16 protein-coding genes are annotated in these 20224 nt (G+C 41.0%); 10 read left to right on the top strand and 6 right to left on the bottom strand.

The annotated features are described in order from the left end of the window. The first annotated feature begins 89 nt into the window (after positions 1-89). Entirely contained in the window at positions 90-1661 is a 1572-nt protein-coding gene (locus ACTJJH_RS15175) for a carboxypeptidase regulator (RefSeq protein WP_440601364.1), read from the top strand. A gap of 95 nt (positions 1662-1756) precedes the next feature. Here ACTJJH_RS15175 and ACTJJH_RS15180 read toward each other — a convergent pair whose 3' ends face one another. Together ACTJJH_RS15180 and mhpT are read right to left on the bottom strand one after the other, a co-directional pair. After that, positions 1757-2215 carry a MarR family winged helix-turn-helix transcriptional regulator gene (locus ACTJJH_RS15180; protein WP_002120484.1) on the bottom strand — a complete coding sequence of 153 codons (459 nt, stop codon included), beginning with the start codon at positions 2213-2215 and terminating at the stop codon, positions 1757-1759. Between the two features lie 70 nt (positions 2216-2285). After that, positions 2286-3518 (bottom strand): 3-(3-hydroxy-phenyl)propionate transporter MhpT, encoded by a 1233-nt coding sequence (mhpT, locus tag ACTJJH_RS15185; protein WP_372553072.1) that lies wholly within the window; start codon positions 3516-3518, stop codon positions 2286-2288. Between the two features lie 248 nt (positions 3519-3766). Here mhpT and ACTJJH_RS15190 point away from each other — a divergent pair, with 248 nt between their 5' ends. From ACTJJH_RS15190 to ACTJJH_RS15225, 8 genes are all read left to right on the top strand, one after another. Next, a complete protein-coding gene (locus ACTJJH_RS15190) occupies positions 3767-4606 on the top strand; it encodes a p-hydroxycinnamoyl CoA hydratase/lyase (RefSeq protein WP_440601365.1) in 840 nt (279 codons plus the stop codon). Between the two features lie 37 nt (positions 4607-4643). Next, positions 4644-6095 (top strand): aldehyde dehydrogenase, encoded by a 1452-nt coding sequence (locus ACTJJH_RS15195; protein ID WP_032037965.1) that lies wholly within the window; start codon positions 4644-4646, stop codon positions 6093-6095. Between the two features lie 82 nt (positions 6096-6177). After that, entirely contained in the window at positions 6178-8064 is a 1887-nt protein-coding gene (locus ACTJJH_RS15200; RefSeq protein ID WP_440601366.1) for a feruloyl-CoA synthase, read from the top strand. Between the two features lie 74 nt (positions 8065-8138). Further along, positions 8139-9278 carry an acyl-CoA dehydrogenase family protein gene (locus ACTJJH_RS15205; protein WP_440601367.1) on the top strand — a complete coding sequence of 380 codons (1140 nt, stop codon included), beginning with the start codon at positions 8139-8141 and terminating at the stop codon, positions 9276-9278. Between the two features lie 79 nt (positions 9279-9357). Next, positions 9358-10608 carry an OprD family porin gene (locus ACTJJH_RS15210; protein WP_197738931.1) on the top strand — a complete coding sequence of 417 codons (1251 nt, stop codon included), beginning with the start codon at positions 9358-9360 and terminating at the stop codon, positions 10606-10608. 57 nt (positions 10609-10665) lie between these two features. Then, positions 10666-11202, top strand: coding sequence for a DUF3237 domain-containing protein (locus tag ACTJJH_RS15215; protein WP_002131860.1), 537 nt, complete (start codon positions 10666-10668; stop codon positions 11200-11202). 40 nt (positions 11203-11242) lie between these two features. Then, complete coding sequence (locus ACTJJH_RS15220) at positions 11243-11632, top strand: PaaI family thioesterase (RefSeq protein WP_004888091.1); 390 nt, start codon at positions 11243-11245, stop codon at positions 11630-11632. A 33-nt stretch (positions 11633-11665) separates the two neighbouring features. Further along, on the top strand, positions 11666-13417 hold the full coding sequence (locus ACTJJH_RS15225; RefSeq protein ID WP_440601368.1) for a tannase/feruloyl esterase family alpha/beta hydrolase: 1752 nt from the start codon (positions 11666-11668) through the stop codon (positions 13415-13417). A gap of 65 nt (positions 13418-13482) precedes the next feature. On the opposite strand, the gene ACTJJH_RS15230 is transcribed toward ACTJJH_RS15225, so the two are convergent. From ACTJJH_RS15230 to gudD, 4 genes are all read right to left on the bottom strand, one after another. Further along, positions 13483-14196 carry a FadR/GntR family transcriptional regulator gene (locus ACTJJH_RS15230; RefSeq protein ID WP_005042034.1) on the bottom strand — a complete coding sequence of 238 codons (714 nt, stop codon included), beginning with the start codon at positions 14194-14196 and terminating at the stop codon, positions 13483-13485. 241 nt (positions 14197-14437) lie between these two features. Continuing rightward, the gene (locus ACTJJH_RS15235) at positions 14438-16024 is read right to left on the bottom strand and encodes an aldehyde dehydrogenase (NADP(+)) (RefSeq protein ID WP_440601369.1); all 1587 of its coding nucleotides are present in this window, start codon (positions 16022-16024) and stop codon (positions 14438-14440) included. Positions 16025-16053: 29 nt separating this feature from the next. Further along, positions 16054-16965 (bottom strand): 5-dehydro-4-deoxyglucarate dehydratase, encoded by a 912-nt coding sequence (gene kdgD, locus ACTJJH_RS15240; protein WP_005077071.1) that lies wholly within the window; start codon positions 16963-16965, stop codon positions 16054-16056. A 265-nt stretch (positions 16966-17230) separates the two neighbouring features. Next, positions 17231-18565, bottom strand: coding sequence for a glucarate dehydratase (gene gudD / locus ACTJJH_RS15245; protein WP_440601370.1), 1335 nt, complete (start codon positions 18563-18565; stop codon positions 17231-17233). A gap of 285 nt (positions 18566-18850) precedes the next feature. Here gudD and ACTJJH_RS15250 point away from each other — a divergent pair, with 285 nt between their 5' ends. Beyond that, on the top strand, positions 18851-20209 hold the full coding sequence (locus ACTJJH_RS15250; protein ID WP_002120540.1) for an MFS transporter: 1359 nt from the start codon (positions 18851-18853) through the stop codon (positions 20207-20209). Positions 20210-20224: the final 15 nt, after the last annotated feature.

The following is a 20224-nucleotide window of genomic DNA, read 5'->3' on the forward strand; positions in this document are numbered from 1 at the left end:
TGACTTTATTCTCGTTTTAAAATTAATAACACAGCTTTAAAACGACAATTTTAAAAATTATTTATATTTATCAGATTAGAGATTTATCGATGAGAAATTTATTATTTTTTAAAAAATTACCGCTAATTATTGCATTAAGTATGGGCTTAATGGCTTGTAATGATAGCGATAATGATCCAAATGAAACTTCACCTGTTACGACTCCTTCCGCAAGTGTTGCCTTACAAGTGTTTGATAATACTACAGGTAATCAAATTAATAATGCTCAGGTTAGCATAGTAAATAAAACAGTATCATTAAATACTGATATAGAAGGTAAAGCACAACTACAAAAAATTGCTGTTGGTCGATCTGTCATTAAAATTAGTAAAACTGGTTATGCAGATCAATTTGTTACTGTCGATTTAGTGGATAAGCAAGAACTCTCAGGTATTATTGTTCAACTCATACCTTTAAATTTAGGAGGGTCTGTTTCTGCCATCACTGGTGGAACGGTAAACTTAGCAAACAGTACAGCTCAAGTTGTTATTGCCCCAAATAGTCTAAAACGTGTAGATGAACAGCCTATTCAAGGTAATGTAAATGTGAGTTTTGCACTCATTAACACTGCACAAGAAGTGCGCAATATGCCAGGCGATTTAGCAACTCAAGTGAACAATACAAGAGCACCGTTGGAAAGTTTTGGAGCCATGGTTGTTGATTTGAGAGATAGCACTGGTGCAAAAGTTGAACTGATAGCTAACCAATTGGCTAATATTCGTATTCCTTTAATGGCGAGAGGAATTGCCCCTGCTACCATTCCACTTTATTATTTTGACCCTACTCGTGGTTATTGGCTTCAGGATGGTAACCAAACACTCACCTTACAGACGGATAACAACGGAAATCGTTTCTACGCAGGTAGCTCAAGTACATTAAATGTTGTAAATGCAGATATTCCTTATCAGACCACAAATGTTGCTGGCTGCTTAGCAGATTCAAGTGGAAAACGAATTGCTAATGCTCAAATTTTGCTTGAGGGCAAAGACTACTCTGGCTACACCATTACTAATACCAATAATAATGGTGAGTTCTTAGCCGCAGCAAAACAAAACTCTATTGTATTAATTAATGGTCAAGCAAATAGTTTACGCAGTAATACCGTTGAACATACTGTATTAGCATCAAATAGCACTTTAAATGATTGCTTAATTTTAACAGAGCCAAGCCAAAATATTACGGTTAGGTTGACTTGGGGCCAAAACCCCGATGATATTGACTCGCATATGCTAGCCCCGGATGGCAGTCATGTTTCATTCATCGATCAGGGAGCGCTTTTGCGACATCCTTTTATAAGTTTAGATGTTGATGATACGACGAGTTATGGCCCTGAAGTGATCACATTAAGTAAATTAATGGTAGGTGATTACCATTATTTTGTTCACAACTATTCTGGTACATCCAATCCAGGTATTTATGGTTCACCAATAAAAGTTGAATTAAACACAATGAAAGGAATTCAAATTTTTACACCTACTTCAAATACTGGAGAAAGCTTCTATTGGAGTGCATTTAAAATTAAAGTTGCTGAAAATTGTGATATTACAGTGACCCCAACAAAACAATGGCTAAATTCAGAACCAACAGTCTCTCCATCTGCAATAAAATATTGCTCTAAATAAATTTAGTATTATATACAGCGATTTAAATAATCTTTAGATCGCTGTTTTTCAATTTATTAGTATAATTTACTAATTTTAGAAAATCTTAATCTAAATTATTTAAAATTTTTAAGATTATTCACCATAATATCGAGGTTATTACGAATTAAATAAGCCAAGTTAATATCAATGCCTTCAAGCATTTTTTCTTCAACTTTCAAAACCACTTCATTACATTTATTTAGCTTATCAATACCGCTGTCTGTCAGTGTAATTAAAATACGGCGGCCATGTGTTGGGTCAGGTTTTTTCTCAATCCAACCATTCACCAGTAAATCTTGCAAAATTTTGTTGGCAGATTGCGGCTTAATGAAAGAGCGCTCAGCAAGCTTGGCATTGGATAAATTACTTTTTGAAGCTAAAACAGAAAGTGCAGTAAATTGCGGCAAGGTAATTTCAAGCTCTTTTAAATGTTCTGTTAAATGTTTACTAATAATTCGGTCAACACGAGCAATCATATAACTTAACTTAGGCTCATCTTCTACTTTTTTTGGAACTAAATTCGAACGTACCATAACCTTTCATTCATCATAAGAAAATCTGTAGTGAAAGTATGAGGTTCTAACCCCATACTTTCGTTAAAACTTAGCGAGCACCTGAGCTTTGTACTAAATGTACAGGCTGTTTAGGTTTTTTGACAAGAAGTAATGCAGAGATCGCTGCAATTAAAATCACTGGAATGCTTGAACCAATCACGATGGTCGAGCTTTGTCCAAGCGAGAGTAAAAAACCTGCCATTAAAGGCCCTGCAAACGAACCAATACGGCCAATTGCAACTGCTGAACCTACACCAGTTCCACGCATTTCAGTTGGATAATACATAGCAGCCAGACCATACAGCGCCGATTGTCCTCCCACAATGAATAGGCCACAACCCACTGCCGAAAGTGCAAGTAAAGCCACTGTCGGAGAAATTGCTAAACAGCACAGTGAGAATAAAATGCCGAGATAAATTAATTTAATCACAAAGCTCATGCGTAATTTATCAAGCAATACACCCATTAAGATTGAACCTAAAATTCCGCCAACGTTGTAGCCCATCTGTACATAGTTTGCCTGTAGTTTTGATAGGCCTTGCGCACCCATCAGCAATGGCAACCAGTTCAACAAGAAATAAAGTACCACTAGCGTGCAGAAAAAACTGACCCAAAGCTGAATGGTTGACATACGACGCTCTTTCGCAAATAAAACTTCCAAGAATGGTGTCGTTTTTTGCGCTTGAACTTTTTGTTGCAGGTAATCATTTGACTCAGGTAAAAAGCGCATAATCAGTGGAATGAGTAAAATAGGTGCAATCCCACCAATATAGAAAATATGACGCCACTCTGCATCACCTGCCAATGACATCGCAACCACAGAAGTGAGTAATCCGCCAAAAGGAATACCGCTATACATAATACTCACTGCGGTGCCTTTGTGCTGGTCAGGTACAGCTTCAGAGGCAAGTGTAATCATCATCGGAAGTGCTCCACCCATTCCTAAACCTGTACAAAAACGAATGAGTAATAGCAAACTAAAGTTAGCAGCATAAGCCGTTAGCAAAGACATAATTCCAAAAAGTAAAATACTAAAAATCAGAATTTTCTTACGCCCGACGATATCGGCAAACCGACCGCCTAATATTGCACCTGGTAACGTCCCTAAAATTGCAGCACTAAACGCCCACGCCATCTGGGCATTGTCTAACATAAACTCAGCCCGCATTCGTGGAGCGGCTACCCCCATTGATTGAAGATCAAACCCTTCAAAAATTGCTATGGCAAAGCACAGTAGCAACGTGATTTTTGCCCTTGAAGGCTGTCCTGATATTTTTTCCATTGTGTTGTCCTTTATTGACTAGTCGTTCCATTTAGCCCTTTGTGTATTGTTGTTTAAACACACCAAAAATATCAGTTAAACTTACTAAAAAATCAACATATTTTTATATTAAATTAATTTAAAAAATAATTTGTATTTATAATACAATGAATTAAAAAATATTTATGAAATTTTATAAAAAAGACTTGAATGTAAGTTTAACTGATATTAGATTAAATCCCAGAACAGCTAAAAATCATTCAAGGAGTATGAAGATGAGTTATGAAAACCGCTGGGAAACAGTAGATGTCAAAGTTGAAGATGGAATTGCATGGGTCACCCTGAACCGTCCAGAAAAGAAAAATGCCATGAGCCCAACACTTAATCGTGAAATGATTGATGTGCTCGAAACTCTTGAGCTTGATCAAGATGCGCGTGTTTTAGTTTTGACGGGTGCTGGTGACTCTTGGACAGCGGGTATGGATTTGAAGGAATATTTCCGCGAAGTCGACACTCAGCCTGAAATTTATCAAGAACGTATTCGCCGTGACTCATGTCGTTGGCAGTGGCAACTTCTTCGTATGTATTCAAAACCAACCATTGCTATGGTCAACGGCTGGTGCTTTGGAGGCGGTTTCTCACCTTTAGTGGCTTGTGACCTCGCAATTGCAGCAGATGAAGCAACTTTCGGTTTATCTGAAATTAACTGGGGGATCCCACCGGGTAACCTTGTAAGCAAAGCAATGGCAGACACTGTTGGTCACCGTGCCTCTTTGTACTACATCATGACGGGTAAAACCTTTAGTGGTAAAGAAGCCGAAACTATGGGCCTTGTGAATAAAAGCGTACCGCTTGCCCAATTAAAAGCAGAAGTGACTGAACTTGCAAATTGCTTACTTGAGAAAAACCCTGTGGTTCTTCGTACCGCTAAAAATGGATTTAAGCGTTGCCGCGAACTGACATGGGACCAAAACGAAGACTACTTATATGCCAAACTTGATCAATGTATCCACCGCGATACAGAAAATGGCCGCCAAGAAGGTTTGAAACAATTCTTAGATGAAAAATCAATTAAACCGGGTTTACAGAGTTATAAACGTACTGGTTAACTTTTGATTCTTTAATGGCAATGTAAGGACACAACCCATGCAAAATGTACAGTTACTAATTCACGGTCAATCTGTTGATGCATCAAATCAGGCAACTTTTGAGCGTATCAGTCCAATTGATGGATCGGTGGCAACTAAAGCTGCTGCTGCAACGTTGGAAGATGTTGATCGTGCAATCGATTCGGCACAACAAGCTTTTAAAGTATGGTCGAAACTCTCGCCTACCGAACGTCGCTTACGTTTGTTAAAAGCAGCTGATCTACTGGACCAAAAAACCGAGCAATTCGTTGAAACTGGAATGCAAGAAACAGGTTCAACTGCAACATGGTATGGGTTTAACGTTCATCTTGCTGCCAACATGTTACGTGAAGCCGCAGCCATGACCACACAAATTGACGGAAGTCTGATTCCGTCAGATGTGCCGGGCAATCTTGCGATGGGTGTGCGGGTTCCTTGTGGTGTGATTGTAGGAATTGCACCTTGGAATGCTCCTGTCATTTTGGCAACACGTGCGCTTGCTATGCCTTTGGCTTGTGGTAACACGGTAGTGTTAAAAGCATCGGAAGCCTGCCCAGCAACACATCGTCTCATTGGTGAAGTGTTACATGAAGCAGGTCTAGGTGAAGGTGTGGTCAATGTGATTACGCATGCCGCAGAAGATGCACCACAAATCGTGGAGCGTTTAGTGTCTCATCCAGCTGTGAAACGCATTAATTTTACCGGTTCAACCAAAGTCGGCAAAATTATTGCAGAGACTGCGGCTAAATACTTAAAACCAGTTTTGCTCGAACTCGGTGGTAAAGCCCCGGTTGTGGTTTTAAATGAGGCTGATATTAATGAAGCCGTAAATGCTGTGGCTTTCGGGGCGTTTTTCAATCAGGGGCAAATCTGTATGTCGACAGAACGTGTTTTGATTCAAGACAATATTGCCGACCAATTTATTGAAAAACTGATTGAAAAAACCCGCTCTATTCAGGCAGGTAATCCAACCTCAAAAGACAATGTACTCGGTGTTTTAGAAAGTCGCCGTGCTGCAAACCGTATTCAGCATTTGCTAGAAGATGCCCAAAACAAAGGTGCTGACTTACCTTTAGGTATCCATATTGAAGACACCACCATGCAACCGACGCTGGTGCTCAATATCAAACCTGACATGCTGCTTTACCGCGAAGAATCATTTGGACCTGTATGCACAGTTCAACGTTTTTCAAGCATTGAAGAAGGCGTAGCACTGGCAAATGACAGCGAGTTTGGTCTGTCTTCGGCAGTGTTTAGCCAAAATATTTCGCTGGCATTAGAAGTCGCTAAACAGATTGATTCGGGTATTTGTCATATTAACGGAGCAACCGTACATGACGAAGCACAAATGCCATTTGGCGGAACAAAATCGAGTGGTTACGGACGTTTTGGTAGTAAAGTCTCTGTTGCCGAATTTACCGAACTACGCTGGATTACCATTCAAACCCAATCACGTCATTACCCGATTTAGTCAGGCTAATGCGGACAACAACATATTAAATAAAAATTGCATGATGCAAAAAAATAAAGCGCAGTGATGCGCTTTCCATGGAGTGAAAGAAATGCAAATGAATGCCACTCAATCACAAGACCGCGAACGGTTCGTAAAATTAGGGCAACATGATATTCATTATCACTATAAAGATGACACGCTCTATATCAGCCCCAAAGAGCAATTAAAACCATATCCACAAAAACTGACAGATCAGTTAATTCATTTTGCACAAACCAAACCCGACCATATTTTTGCAGCAAAACGCAATGCTCAAGGCGAATGGGTCAAACTGAGTTATGCAGAAGTTCTACAACGCGCATGGCACATTGCTCAAGCTTTGCATGACCGTAATTTAAGCCAAGAACGACCACTCATCATTTTAAGTGGTAATGATCTGGAACATTTAACACTCTCTATGGGTGCCATGCTGGCGGGTGTGCCTTTCTCGGCTATTTCCCCTGCCTACTCTCTGATTTCTCAAGACTTTGGCAAACTTAAACATGTGTTTGAAGTGCTTACACCGGGTATGGTCTATGCCAGCGATGGACAAGCCTTTGCCAAAGCCATTCAAGCATGTATTACATCCGACATTGAAGTGGTGACCAATAAAGGGATTGTGGGCGATCAGATCTGCACATCTTTTCAATCACTGTTAGATACGCCAGTTTCAAATGTTCAAGAGTTTTACCAAACCCTTGATGAAAACCAGATTGCCAAATTCTTATTTACATCAGGTTCAACTAAATTGCCTAAAGCTGTACCAACCACGCATTTAATGTTGTGTGTTAATCAGCAAATGTTATTGCAGACTTTCCCTGAGTTTGAAGAAACGCCGCCTGTCCTACTCGACTGGCTGTCTTGGCACCACACATTTGGCGGCAGTCACAATGTTGGCATCGCACTCTATAACGGCGGTACGATTTACATTGATGATGGCAAACCCGTTGCAGGAAAATTTGACGAAACCATTCGTAATCTCAAAGAAATTTCTCCAACAGTTTATTTAAATGTGCCAAAAGGTTGGGAAGAACTCACCGAAGCGTTAGAAAAAGATGAAGAATTAAGAGACCGCTTTTTTGCCAAAGTTAAAATTCTATTCTTTGCAGGTGCAGCGCTTTCAGAAGCGGGCTGGAACAGACTCGATAAAATTGCCCAGCAACATTGCGGAGAAAAAATTCGCATTATGAGCGGATTGGGTATGACTGAAACTGCTCCCTCTTGTGCTTTTACAACTGGCCCACGCGTGATGGCTGGTTTTATTGGTTACCCTGCTCCGGGATGCGAAATCAAGCTAGTTCCATGTGGTGACAAACTTGAGTTTTGCGTTCGTGGCAAACATGTCATGAAAGGCTATTGGCGCTTAAAGGCGGACCAACAAAGTACTATTTTTGATGATGAAGGCTTTTTCCATACAGGCGATGCCGTTCGTTTGGTCGACATCAATGATCCAACCAAAGGACTGATGTACGATGGACGAATTGCCGAAGACTTTAAACTCAATACAGGCACTTTTGTGAATGTGGGCACACTACGCAACAAAGTGCTCATTCAAGGTAATTTACTGGTTCAAGATGTCTGCATTACAGGTTCAAACCTAAATGCGGTTGGCTTTTTGATTTTTCCAAAACTAGACGCGTGTGCTCAACAAGCTGGTCTTAAACTGGGCGAACATTCTGCAACAGAGATATTACAACACCCTAAAGTCCAGCAATGGTTCCGCCAATTTTTAACGACATTTAATAAAGATGCGACTGGTAGTTCAAATACAGTCTCAATGCTTTATTTAATGACTGAGCCACCTCAACTCGATGCAGGCGAAGTGACCGATAAAGGCAACCTCAATCAAAGCAGTATTACGAAACGTCGTGCCCCTTTAATTGATGAGCTTTATCAAAAGCAGACTGATAATCCGCTCATTATCCGAGTGCCCACCTTAAAGCAATAAGCAATTGAAATAGAAAAGGAAGCTCAAACTTCGGTTTGGGCCTTAGCCTCACTTTTGCCTAAAAAAGGTTCAACATGCCACACGATACAGAATTTGAACTATTTCGGGACAGCTATCGCAGGTTCTTAAAAGAACAGGTTGCCCCGTATTACGAACAGTGGGAACACAATGGCCTTATCCCACGTGATCTATGGCTTCGTCTTGGGGAGAATGGTTTTTTGTGTGTTGATGTGCCTGAGGAATATGGCGGTTACGGCGCTCCTGTTCATTACTCCCTCATGCTGGTTCAAGAAACGGCTCAAGCGGGCTTTGCGTCTTTGGCGGTTGCCATTGGCGGGCAAAATGAGTTGGTTTCTCCTTACCTGCAAAATATTGGAACTGAAGAGCAAAAACGTTATTGGTTACCGAAAATGGTCACAGGTGAAGTCGTCACTGCAATTGCTATGACCGAAGCCAATGCTGGTTCAGACTTACAGGCTATACGCACTCAGGCCATTTTAGAAAATGACCAATATCGTGTGAATGGTTCAAAAACGTTTATCTCAAATGGTTTGCATGCCGACCTGATCGTTCTGGTAGCAAAAACCGATCCACAGGCCAAAGCAAAAGGTATTTCAATTTTATTAGTCGATGCCACTTTAGACGGCGTTAAAAAAGGTCGGTCTTTGCAAAAAATCGGGCTGCATGCCCAAGATACAGCCGAGCTCTTTTTTGATGATGTTTGTGTGCCTGCAACTCAGCGTTTGGGTGAAGAAGGACAAGGCTTTGCTTATTTAATGCAAGAGTTACCTCGTGAACGTTTGAGTATTTCCATCATGGCTTTGGGGTCAATTTTAGGCGCCATCGAAATCACCAAAGACTATGTACTAGAACGTAAAGCTTTCGGACAACCTTTAAGCCAAATGCAAAACACGCGCTTTGTGCTCGCAAACGCTCAAATCAAAGCAAAAGCCGCTCAAGCTTTTGTAGACCAATGTGCAGCGCTGTATCAACAACACCAGTTAAGCGTCACTCAAGTTGCCGCATTGAAATGCTTTATCACCGATGTCCAATGTGAAGTGATTGACCAATTACTTCAGCTTTTTGGTGGCTACGGTTACATGCAGGAATATCCGATTTCACGCTTTTTTGTGGATGCGCGGATACAAAAAATTTATGGGGGAACCAATGAAATTATGAAAGAAATCGTGGCCCGAGAACTACTCGGAAAATAATTCGATTTAAAAGCCGAATAAGGCACACAACAACTATGCCTTGTTGAAAACAAAAAATGATATTTCAGGAAGAAATGCTATGTCGAAATTATGGATGTACTCTACCCTTATGCTCTCAGGTTCAGTGTGGGCTGGCAATTTTATTGACAACAGCTCAGTAGAACTCACCACGCGAAATTTCTATTTTGACCGCGACTATCAAGAGCAATCTGCTTACCCTGCTGCCAAGGACTGGACACAAGGGTTTATTCTTAAAGCCAATTCAGGTTATACCGAAGGGACTGTCGGTTTTGGGCTGGATGTACTTGCGACGGCGGGTTTTAAACTCGATGCCGACGCAGAGCATGGCGGTACAGGAAACTTACCTAGAGACACGCGTACCAATGAACCTGCTGACTCTTACGGAGAAATTGGAGTCACAGCAAAAGCCAAAATGAGTCAGACTGAACTACGCATTGGTACGCTAATGCCGATGAACCCAGTTTTAGTGGCTTCACCTGCTCGTTTACTTCCTCAAACCTATCGAGGAATTTCACTGACCAGTAAAGATATTAAAGACTTCGACTTACAAGCGGCCTACCTCGATAAAGTGAATCATCGGGATTCAACCAACTATGAAAAAATTAAAATTTCTGGGGTGAATGGACGATTTAAAAGTGCCGAAACTGATGGGCTTTATTATTTAGGTGGAAACTATCAGTTTAATCCTGCACTCAAACTCACCGCTTTTTATATGGATGTTGATGATCTTTATAACCAAACCATGGTCGGTGCTTTACACCAATTTAAAATTAACGACACCACCAACTTTAGTTCGCAATTACGTTACTACCGCAGCCGAGATGACGGACAAGCAAAAGCAGGTTTAGTCGATAATGATCTTTATCATGCGCATTTCGAACTCAAACATCAAAACCATAAATTTATTTTTGGCACCTTCCAACATCACGGCGACACTGCTTTTCCGTATTTGACGGGAGGTGAAACTGGACTTCTCATTGACACATGGCCGGGCGAGTTTTTAAACCCAAAAGAAAAAGCCTATAGCTTCCGTTATGAATATGACTTTAAAGATTATGTACCGGGTTTACGTTTTATGACCCGTTACACCACAGGTCACAATATTTATGCACCCAACTTAGGTGGGACCAATTTAAAAGAACGCGAAACAGACTTTGATTTAGGCTACACCGTTCAAAGTGGCTGGTTAAAAAATCTAGGGCTACGCGCGCGCTACGCCATTTATGACAACAACATGCTCTCTACAGCCAATATCAAACCTGTAAACGAAACCCGTATCAACATCGACTACACATGGAAATTTAAATAATTCAAAACCAGAGGTTCTGTCACACATAGAACCTCTTTTTATTTCGGGAAATTCATCATGAAGAAAGTTGTAACGCTACTCTGCGGAATTTGTCTCATTGGCCTGACTCATGCAGAAACGCAATATAGCCCACCACCCATTCAGCTTGAGCCTTTAGCAAAATTTAGTGTTGATCTAAATGCGCCTGTTTGGGAATTAGGCACGACCAGTGATGCAGGTAAACGCCGAATTATTCCCATTACAGGTGGGACATTCGAAGGGAAATCACTTAAGGGCCGCATTTTAAATAATGGCGCAGATTGGCAAATTGTCGACAGTAAAGGATTGGCAATTATTGATACGCGATATTTGTTAGAAACCGATGACGGTGCACTGATTTATCTTCAAACCAAAGGTTACCGACATGGCTCAGCAGAAACACTAAAACAGCTTGCTCAAGGCAAAGATGTCGACCCGAAAAATTACTATTTCAAAATTACCATGCAGTTTGAAACCAGCTCACCTAAATACTCATGGCTTAACCAGACCGTTGCAGTAGGTAGTGCAATGCGTTTGGGTAAAGCAGTTATTTATGATGCCTACACCTTGAAATAATAATTTTTATAACACCTACAAAAAGGATGGAGCCTTCATTATGGATCAAAAAACTTTAGAACACTTACCGCCCATCCACCACCATTTGGGCGGACACAATATCCATTGGAATGATCAAAACACTGAACTTAACATCCATTACACAGCCCTAGAAAGCTTTACCAATCCACGCGGCACCGTTGAAGGCGGCATGATCTGCGCCATGCTTGACGATGTGATGGGACTTTTTGCATTTCTCGCCAATGACCGTAAACCCGCTACCACCATCAACTTAACAATGGATTTTTTAAGGCCCTGTGCTGTAGGTGAAGTCATTACAAAATGCCGATTCATTAAACAAGGCAAAACCGTACTGAATCTCGAAAGTGAAGCTTGGCAAAACAACAAAATGATTGCACGAAGCACAGCTAATTTTTTGGTTTTAGATTAATTACAAACATTCATTCAATAAGGATATGAATAAATGAATTACACCAACAATAAACGAATTTTGACCCGCTCCGCTTTAGTACTTGCCATGCTTGGTTCTTTGGCAGGCTGTGGAAGTGATAATGATGACACAACGATTCCCTCAACAACCAAACCACCGCAGTTGTCTCCTGCTGTGGGCATAAAAATGACAGGAAGCTGTACGGACTTACTCGGATTTCAATACAACAATACAGTCATTAGCTCAGCTACCCTTCAAGAAGCAGGCACATTGACTGTCGCCAATAAACCGATTGGCGCACATTGTTTGGTCAAAGGTTATATGGATCAACGGGTAAGCCCTGTCGATGGACAAACCTATCAAATTGGTTTTGAAATGCGCTTACCAATAGACTGGAATGGCCGTTTTCTCTATCAAGGCAATGGTGGAACCGATGGTAATTTAGTCCCTGCAACAGGTCAGGTTGGTAGCGGTGGACCACTCACCAATGCTCTACATGATGGTTTTGCGGTTATTTCCTCCGATGCTGGACATAATGCTTCACAAAATCCAATGTTTGGTTTAGACCCTCAAGCCAGAATCAACTATGGCTATGGTGCAATTACCAAACTCACGCCTATGGCAAAAAACCTAATTAAAGCCGCATATGGCAAATTTCCAGACCGCTCCTATGCAGGCGGTACATCTAATGGTGGGCGTCATGCCATGATTGCCGCAACCCGTTTGGGCGATCAATATGATGGAATTTTAGCAAGTACACCGGGTTTTCACTTACCTCGTGCAGCAGCGGCGCAACTCTACACGGCGCAGCAGCTTCGTCGTGTCGCAACAGATGAAAATGACTTAAGTACCGCCCTTACTCGTTCAGAGCGAAAAGTATTAGCAAAAGCGATTTTAGATCGATGCGATGCTCTAGACGGTGTTGCAGATGGCTTGGTTCAAGATGTCGAATCTTGTCGTACAGCTTTTGATATTCACAAAGATGTACCTGTTTGCTCAAGCACAAGAGATGGTACTTGTTTAAGCACCGAACAAATTGATGTATTAGCCAACATTTACCGTGGCCCTGTAAATTCGGCTGGACAAGCGCTCTATGCAACCCAGCCTTTCGACCCCGGTTTAGTGGGAAGCAACTGGGCAAGCTGGAAATTCGAATCTTCGGTGGGAACAGCGCGTGACCCAGTTGCTGTCGGCATTCTTTTTCAGGTTCCGCCAGACCCAACTGTGACTCAAAATTCTAGACAATTTGCCTTTAATTTTAACTTCGATACCGATTATCCAAAACTCTCGGCAACCAATGATATTTATACTGAAAGTTCGATGTCCTTCATGATGCCCCCTGATGAATTGAATTTGAATAAACTCCGTAATCACGGTGGAAAAATGATTGTGGTACAAGGCACAGCAGACGGCGTCTTCTCTGTAGATGACACCCAAAATTGGTACGATCAGCTACTACAATATTATAAAAATGATGCAAAAGGTACAGCGCCTGAATTTGCGCGTTTCTTTAGAGTTCCGGGCATGAACCATACCCGTGATGGTATTGCGACCGACCAATTTGATGCGCTGACTGCTTTAGTCAACTGGGTGGAATATGGACAAGCACCTGACAAAATCATTGCGACTGCACGCGGCGTAGGTAACCCAAGTGGTCAAGTGAATACTGAACTTCCACAAGACTGGGCACCAGACCGTACCCGTCCACTTTGCCCTTACCCACTGATTGCCCGTTACAATGGTCAAGGCAATAGCGAAAAAGCTGAAAACTTTAGCTGTAAATAACACCCTATAAAATTAAAAGAGAGCTTAAATAAGCTCTCTTTTTTATCTTAATATTAGCTCAAGTTTTACTGCTTAAACTTTTTAATACTTTTAGACAGATGAGCTCGCATCATTTGTCGAGCCAACAAACCATCCTGATCGACAATTGCGTTATAAATATTGACATGATCATGATGAACCGCTTTTAAATATTCTTCGCGGTTTTCAGGACTTTGCTCAATAGATTTTAAGCGTGCACGCGGTATAATTTTTTCACCCAGATACTTTAGAAAATCAACGAAATATTGGTTTTCAGAAGCTTCAGCAATGGCAATATGGAAATCATAATCAGCTTTTACTGTGCCATCATTTGCATCTGATGAAATATGACGTTCAAAGTCTTCAAGCGCAGCTTTCATTTTATCGATATGGATTTGCTTACGGCGCTCTGAGGCTAAAAAAACTGCTTCCGACTCAAGGCTAATTCGAAGCTCAAGTAAAGAAACAATATCGTTAATGGTTTCTAAACTGGCATTAGACAGCAAAAAATTCTGTTCAACCGTCTGTTCTTTTACAAAAGTACCAATCCCGTGACGAGTCTCGACAAACCCTAAAGAACGCAACTCAGTGATGGCTTCACGAATAACAGAACGGCTTACTTCAAAAGTTTCAATTAATTCAAGTTCGGTCGGAATTTTCTCTCCGACTTGGAAGTCTCCAGACTGAATTTTTTCGATCAGTTGTTCTACAATAATCTGGCTTAGTTTTTTTGTTGATCTAGGTTTAATTGCGCTAGACATAATCTGAAGAACTCATGAAATGTTGAAAAAATTAGAAAATTCATTTTACTATAAACTTAGACGATAGTCATATTCGGTTTTTATACCTCTAAGTTATTAAAATCAAAATATTTTATCTCTGTTATCAAACCCTCACACATATTTAAAAAGTAAGCAACTTATGCTTCTGTTGATATTTAATAATGCGTTGAATAAGTTAAAAAATATGCAGCTCAATAGCGTTGATTGAGCTGCACAACTTTTAAATTTGAGCCTGAGTTAATTGCCCATTGACCAGACGAGTAATCTGTAGTGGATTACTATCTTTTAATGCATCGGGTAATAAAACTTGTGGTGTATTTTGGAAACATACCGGACGCAAGAAACGCTCAATCGCTCCTGTACCCACCGAAGTTCCGCGTGCATCACTCGTTGCAGGGAAAGGACCACCATGCACCATTGCATCAGACACTTCAACTCCTGTCGGGAAACCATTAAACAATACACGGCCAGCTTTACCGGTTAGCAAATGAAGAAGCTCGCCTGCTTCGGATAGCTCATTTTCATCACCAATAATCGTTGCCGTAAGCTGTCCACCTAAAGCCCCGATCCCTTTTAACAAAGTCGCTTCATCCTCTACGCCAATCACAATCGACATTGGCCCGAAAACTTCATGTTGTAGTTTTGGGTTGCCTGACAATAAAACAGATTGATCCGCTTTAAACAGATGTGCTTTTGCTTGAGAAACTAGCTCGGCCTCTTGTCCTGTCGCAATAACTTCAAAACCAGCTTCACTGTTTAGAGCATCAATACCTTGACGGTAGCTTTTTAAAGTTCCTTCATTCAACATGACCTGAGGCACAGCTTTTTGCGTGCTTTCAGCTAAAGCTGCTACGAAACTGTCAAATTCAGGACCTTGTACGCCTAAAATTAACCCTGGTTTTGTACAGAACTGGCCACATCCCATATTAAATGAGGCAACCGTATCTTGTGCGATTTGTTCACCACGAGAACTCAGCGCTTGAGATAAAACCACTACAGGGTTCACACTCGACATTTCAGCAAAGAATGGAATTGGCTGAGGACGACTCTGCGCAAGGTTATAAAGTGCCATTCCGCCTTCAAGAGACCCCGTAAAACCGGCTGCCTGAATCAGTGGATGTTCTACCAAGTTTGCGCCAATACGACCGCCAAAAATCATATTGAATGTGCCTTTAGGCATATCGCAAACTTCGATTGCTTGTTCAATGGCTTCTGCAACAAGCTCAGCAGTTGCCATATGACCAGAGTGTGCTTTAAAGACAACCGGACACCCTGCTGCTAAAGCAGCTACGGTATCACCGCCAGCTGTTGAAAATGCAAGTGGGAAATTACTCGCGCCAAACACAGCAACCGGTCCTACCCCAACTTTATATTGACGCAAATCGACACGCGGCAAAGGCTTACGTTCTGGTAATGCCACATCAATACGAGCACCATAAAAATCGCCACGGCGTAAAAGTTCAGCAAACAGTCGAAGCTGACCAGTAACACGGCCTGTCTCTCCTTGAAGACGAGCAAGTGGTAAGCCTGTTTCAAGTGAAGCGACTTCTTGCAAGTTGGCACCCAATGCTTCAATTTGGCGAGCAATCTCTTCAAGAAAAGATGCACGTTGTTCTTGAGTCGTTTGGCTATAAACTAAAAAAGCGTTATGAGCAGCTTGAGCAGCTTGATCCACTTCTTCAAGGGTCGCCTGACTAAATACATAACCTGTTGGCTGATAGTCTTTTGCACCTATACTTTCTAAAGCTGGTGCATTTGCAGCAACGCGTTGGCCATTAATAAACTGCCGACCGTTATTTTTACTCATTTTAAAGCTCCACTACCTAAACAGTTAAATTATTGCGGACCAAGTGTCGCAATGAGCGCAGCCAAATCTTCATAGTCTGCTTGAGTTAAATCACTTAATGGCGGACGTACTGGACCTGCATCATGTCCAATAATTTTGGCACCTGCTTTAATCATGCTTACCGCATAACCTGATTTACGGTCGCGAATTTTAATCAGTGGTAAGAAGAAATCTTTAATCAAACGATTGGTTGTTTCAAAGTCATCACTGCGAAGCGCGTTATAAAACTCCATTGCAGTCTTTGGAATAAAGTTAAATACAGCTGATGAATAAACTGGGCAACCTAAGGCTTTATATGGCGCTGCAAAAACTTCTGCTGTTGGCAGGCCACCTAAATACGACAAACGGTCACCCATAGTCTGAGTCACTGCTGTCATCATATCGATTTGACCAGAGCTGTCTTTAAAGCCAATTAAATTCGGGCACATCTCGGCTAACTTTTGGATTGAATCGAGATTTAGTCTTGATACGCTACGGTTATAAAAAATTACACCAAAGTCTACTGAGTTACATACTTGCTTAACGTGTTCAATTAAACCTTCTTGGCTTGCTTCAGTTAAGTAATGTGGCATTAACAAAATACCGTGTGCACCTAAGCGCTCTGCTTCTTTTGCCTGTTCAATCGCCTGACGTGTCGGACCACCTGCCCCAGCAATAATCGGTACACTACCTTTACAAGTATCGACAGCTGTTTTAATCACGTCAGAGTATTCACTTCCAGTTAACGAGAAAAACTCGCCTGTACCACCCGCAGCAAATAATGCACTTGCACCATAAGGCGCTAACCATTCAAGACGTTTTGCATAAGAAGATTTGTTAAAGTCCCCATTTTGGTCAAAGTCAGTAACCGGAAAAGAAAGAAGGCCATCAGAAACAATGTTTTTTAACTCAAGAGCATCCATTAGAAAATATCCATACATGTTTATGTTGTCAGACATCTTACATCATAAATTTTATTTTAATCAATATATTTTTCCTCTGAAAAATTAAATTTTTAAAAAAGATCAAAGTTCATTATCTAAAATAATTTAACCTATTGTTTTATAAAATATCTTTAAAAACTCTCAATATTAGGACTATCGTTAGACATAAAAAAAGCTGCCCATATGGACAGCAAAGCATTAAGAAAACTCAAAAAGCGAATTTTTCAAAGATATCGGTAAAATATTAACGAACCAAACATGGCTTTTTATTATTAAATGACCAATTTGGTATTAAAAATTGCATCGCATCCGCATCATTACGAGCTCCTAAACCTTTTAATTTATAAAGTTCATGGGCTTGATTAATTCGGTCCCAGTCCAGCTCAACCCCAAGTCCCGATGCTGTTGGTACCTGAATTTTACCATCTTTAATTTCAAGCGGTGCTTTAGTCAGTTGATCTGTACCTTCTTGCCAAATCCAGTGTGTATCAATTGCCGTAACCTTACCTACCGCGGCGGCAGCAACATGGGTAAACATGGCAAGTGAAATATCAAAGTGATTATTAGAATGCGAACCCCACGTTAAGTTATACATATTGCAGAGCTGCGACACTCGAACCGAGCCTTCCAATGTCCAAAAATGTGGATCAGCCAAAGGAATATCAACGGCTTGCAATTGAATACTATGTGACATTTCTCGCCAGTCCGTAGCAATCATATTGGTCGCAGTGGGTAAGCCTGTTGCACGTTTAAACTCGGCCATAATTTCACGGCTTGAATAACCTTGTTCTGCACCACACGGGTCTTCCGCATAGGCCAGCACACCTTTTAAATGTTTACCTAAAGCAATTGCTTCATCTAAAAACCATGCTCCGTTTGGATCAAGCGTTACACGTGCATCCGGGAAACGGCGCGCAATTGCAGTTACTGCCTCAGCTTCTTGTTCGCCCTGTAACACGCCGCCTTTTAACTTAAAGTCTTTAAACCCATAACGGTCATAAGATGCTTCTGCTAAACGCTGTACTGCCTCGGGTGTTAACGCTTTTTCATGACGGACTTTATACCAGTCATGGTTATGCTGAGGTGTAGTCGCATAGTCTAATGAAGTCTGTTTTCGGTCACCGATAAAGAATAAATATCCTAAAACTTCAACCTCACTACGTTGCTGGCCTTCACCTAGTAAGCTTGCGACATTCACATTTAAATGCTTGCCCAGCAAATCAAGTAATGCTGACTCATAAGCCGTTACAACATGAATTGTGGTACGTAAATCAAAGGTTTGATTGCCTCGCCCCCCACTGTCACGATCAGCAAAAGTTTGTTGAATTTTTTTAAGTAGATTTTTATATTCGCCAATCGGTTGCCCTTCTACCAAGGCTTTAGCATCATTTAACGTCGCTAAAATTTTTTCTCCACCCGGAATTTCACCTACACCAATATTTCCAGAATTATCTTCGATAATAAGTATATTACGAGTGAAATAAGGCCCATGAGCACCACTCAAATTGAGCAGCATGCTGTCATGTCCAGCAACAGGGATTGCTCGAATGGATTTAACAATAGGTGTAGAGGTCGCCATTAAAATACTCCTTGGCATTCTGATACTATTTTTTCATCACCAAAACTTATAAGACATCAGACAACTTGTCAATATAAACCCGCATAAAAATTATTTTTCGACCCTACTTGCCAAAATAATATTTTTAATCATATGATGTCATACATCTAAAGACGCGGTTTTAGAACTAGGACTATAGAGTAGATACAAAATTCCGTTTTCTCATCTATTCTATCGATGAATTTGACATGACGTCACCTATTTCACGGATATGCAAATAGGTCGATTATTAAAAAGAGTTTGTATATGGATAATCTGCAAACAAATATTGCTGTAGTGACTCAGCAAAGAGCCAAACATACAAAAACTCGCTACTACATTCTTGCGATGATTTTTTTGGTCACGGCTTTTAATTACGGTGATCGTGCAACCCTTTCAATGGCTGCAACGCCAATGTCTCATGAGCTGGGAATCGACTCAGTCACCATGGGTTATATTTTCTCGGCCTTTGCATGGGCCTATGTAATTGGTCAAATTCCAGGTGGTTGGCTACTCGATAAGTTTGGTGCTCGCCGTGTATATTTCTGGAGTCTATTTTTATGGTCGTTATTCACGGTTTTAATCGGTTTTACCGACATTTTAGGTGATACTGCGACCATCATTACTTCACTCTTTGTACTCAGATTTTTAGTTGGTTTGTCTGAGTCGCCTGCTTTTCCGGGTAACAGTAAAATTGCTGCCGCATGGTTTCCAACCAAAGAACGTGGAACTGCCGCTGCCATTTTTAACTCATCCTCTTATTTCTCAACCGTACTTTTTGCTCCCCTAATGGGTTGGCTTGTTGCAACCGTCCACTGGCAGTCTATTTTCTGGGTCATGGGTGGTCTCGGAATCATTCTTTCCTTTATCTGGCTTAAGGTCATTTATAGCCCGACCAATCATCCAACAGTAAATCCCGAAGAAGTAAAATATATTGCTTCAGAAGGTGCTTTACTCGACATGGGTGAAAATAGCCAAAATAGTAAAAAAGAGAAAATTACTTGGAGCAAAGTTAAGCAGCTGCTTGCTTCACGTATGATGCTCGGTATCTTTATTGGACAATATTGTGTAAATACACTGACCTATTTTTTCTTGACTTGGTTCCCTGTTTACCTTGTCAAAGAAAGACATCTCAGCATTTTAGAAGCAGGTTTTGCAGCAGTTGCACCTGCACTCTGCGGCTTTGTAGGTGGAATTTTAGGTGGCTTGATTTCAGATAAGTTAATTCGAATGAATTACAGCTTAAGCTTTTCAAGAAAGCTACCTATCGTAGTCGGATTCTTGGTTTCAACCTCAATTATTATGTGTAATTACGTCGATTCTCAAGCAGCAATCGTATTCTTTATGTCCTTATCTTTCTTTGGGAAAGGCATCGGCTCTTTAGGTTGGGCAGTCATGTCTGATGTTGCACCAAAAGAAATGGTGGGTTTATCAGGAGGAATGATGAATGCGTTTGGTAATACGGCAGGAATCGTGACCCCAATTGTGATCGGCTATATCTTAGCAAGTACTGGTTCTTTCAACCTTGCATTGACTTATGTCGGTGTGCATGCGATTGCAGCAGTAATTTGCTATACCGCTATTGTGGGCAAAATCCAGCGCTTCGAGTTAAAACCTACCTCTTAAAACTTTAAGTCATAA

Origin of the sequence: Acinetobacter sp. 22301 (genome assembly GCF_052045285.1) — a bacterium.
Lineage (GTDB): Bacteria > Pseudomonadota > Gammaproteobacteria > Pseudomonadales > Moraxellaceae > Acinetobacter > Acinetobacter pittii.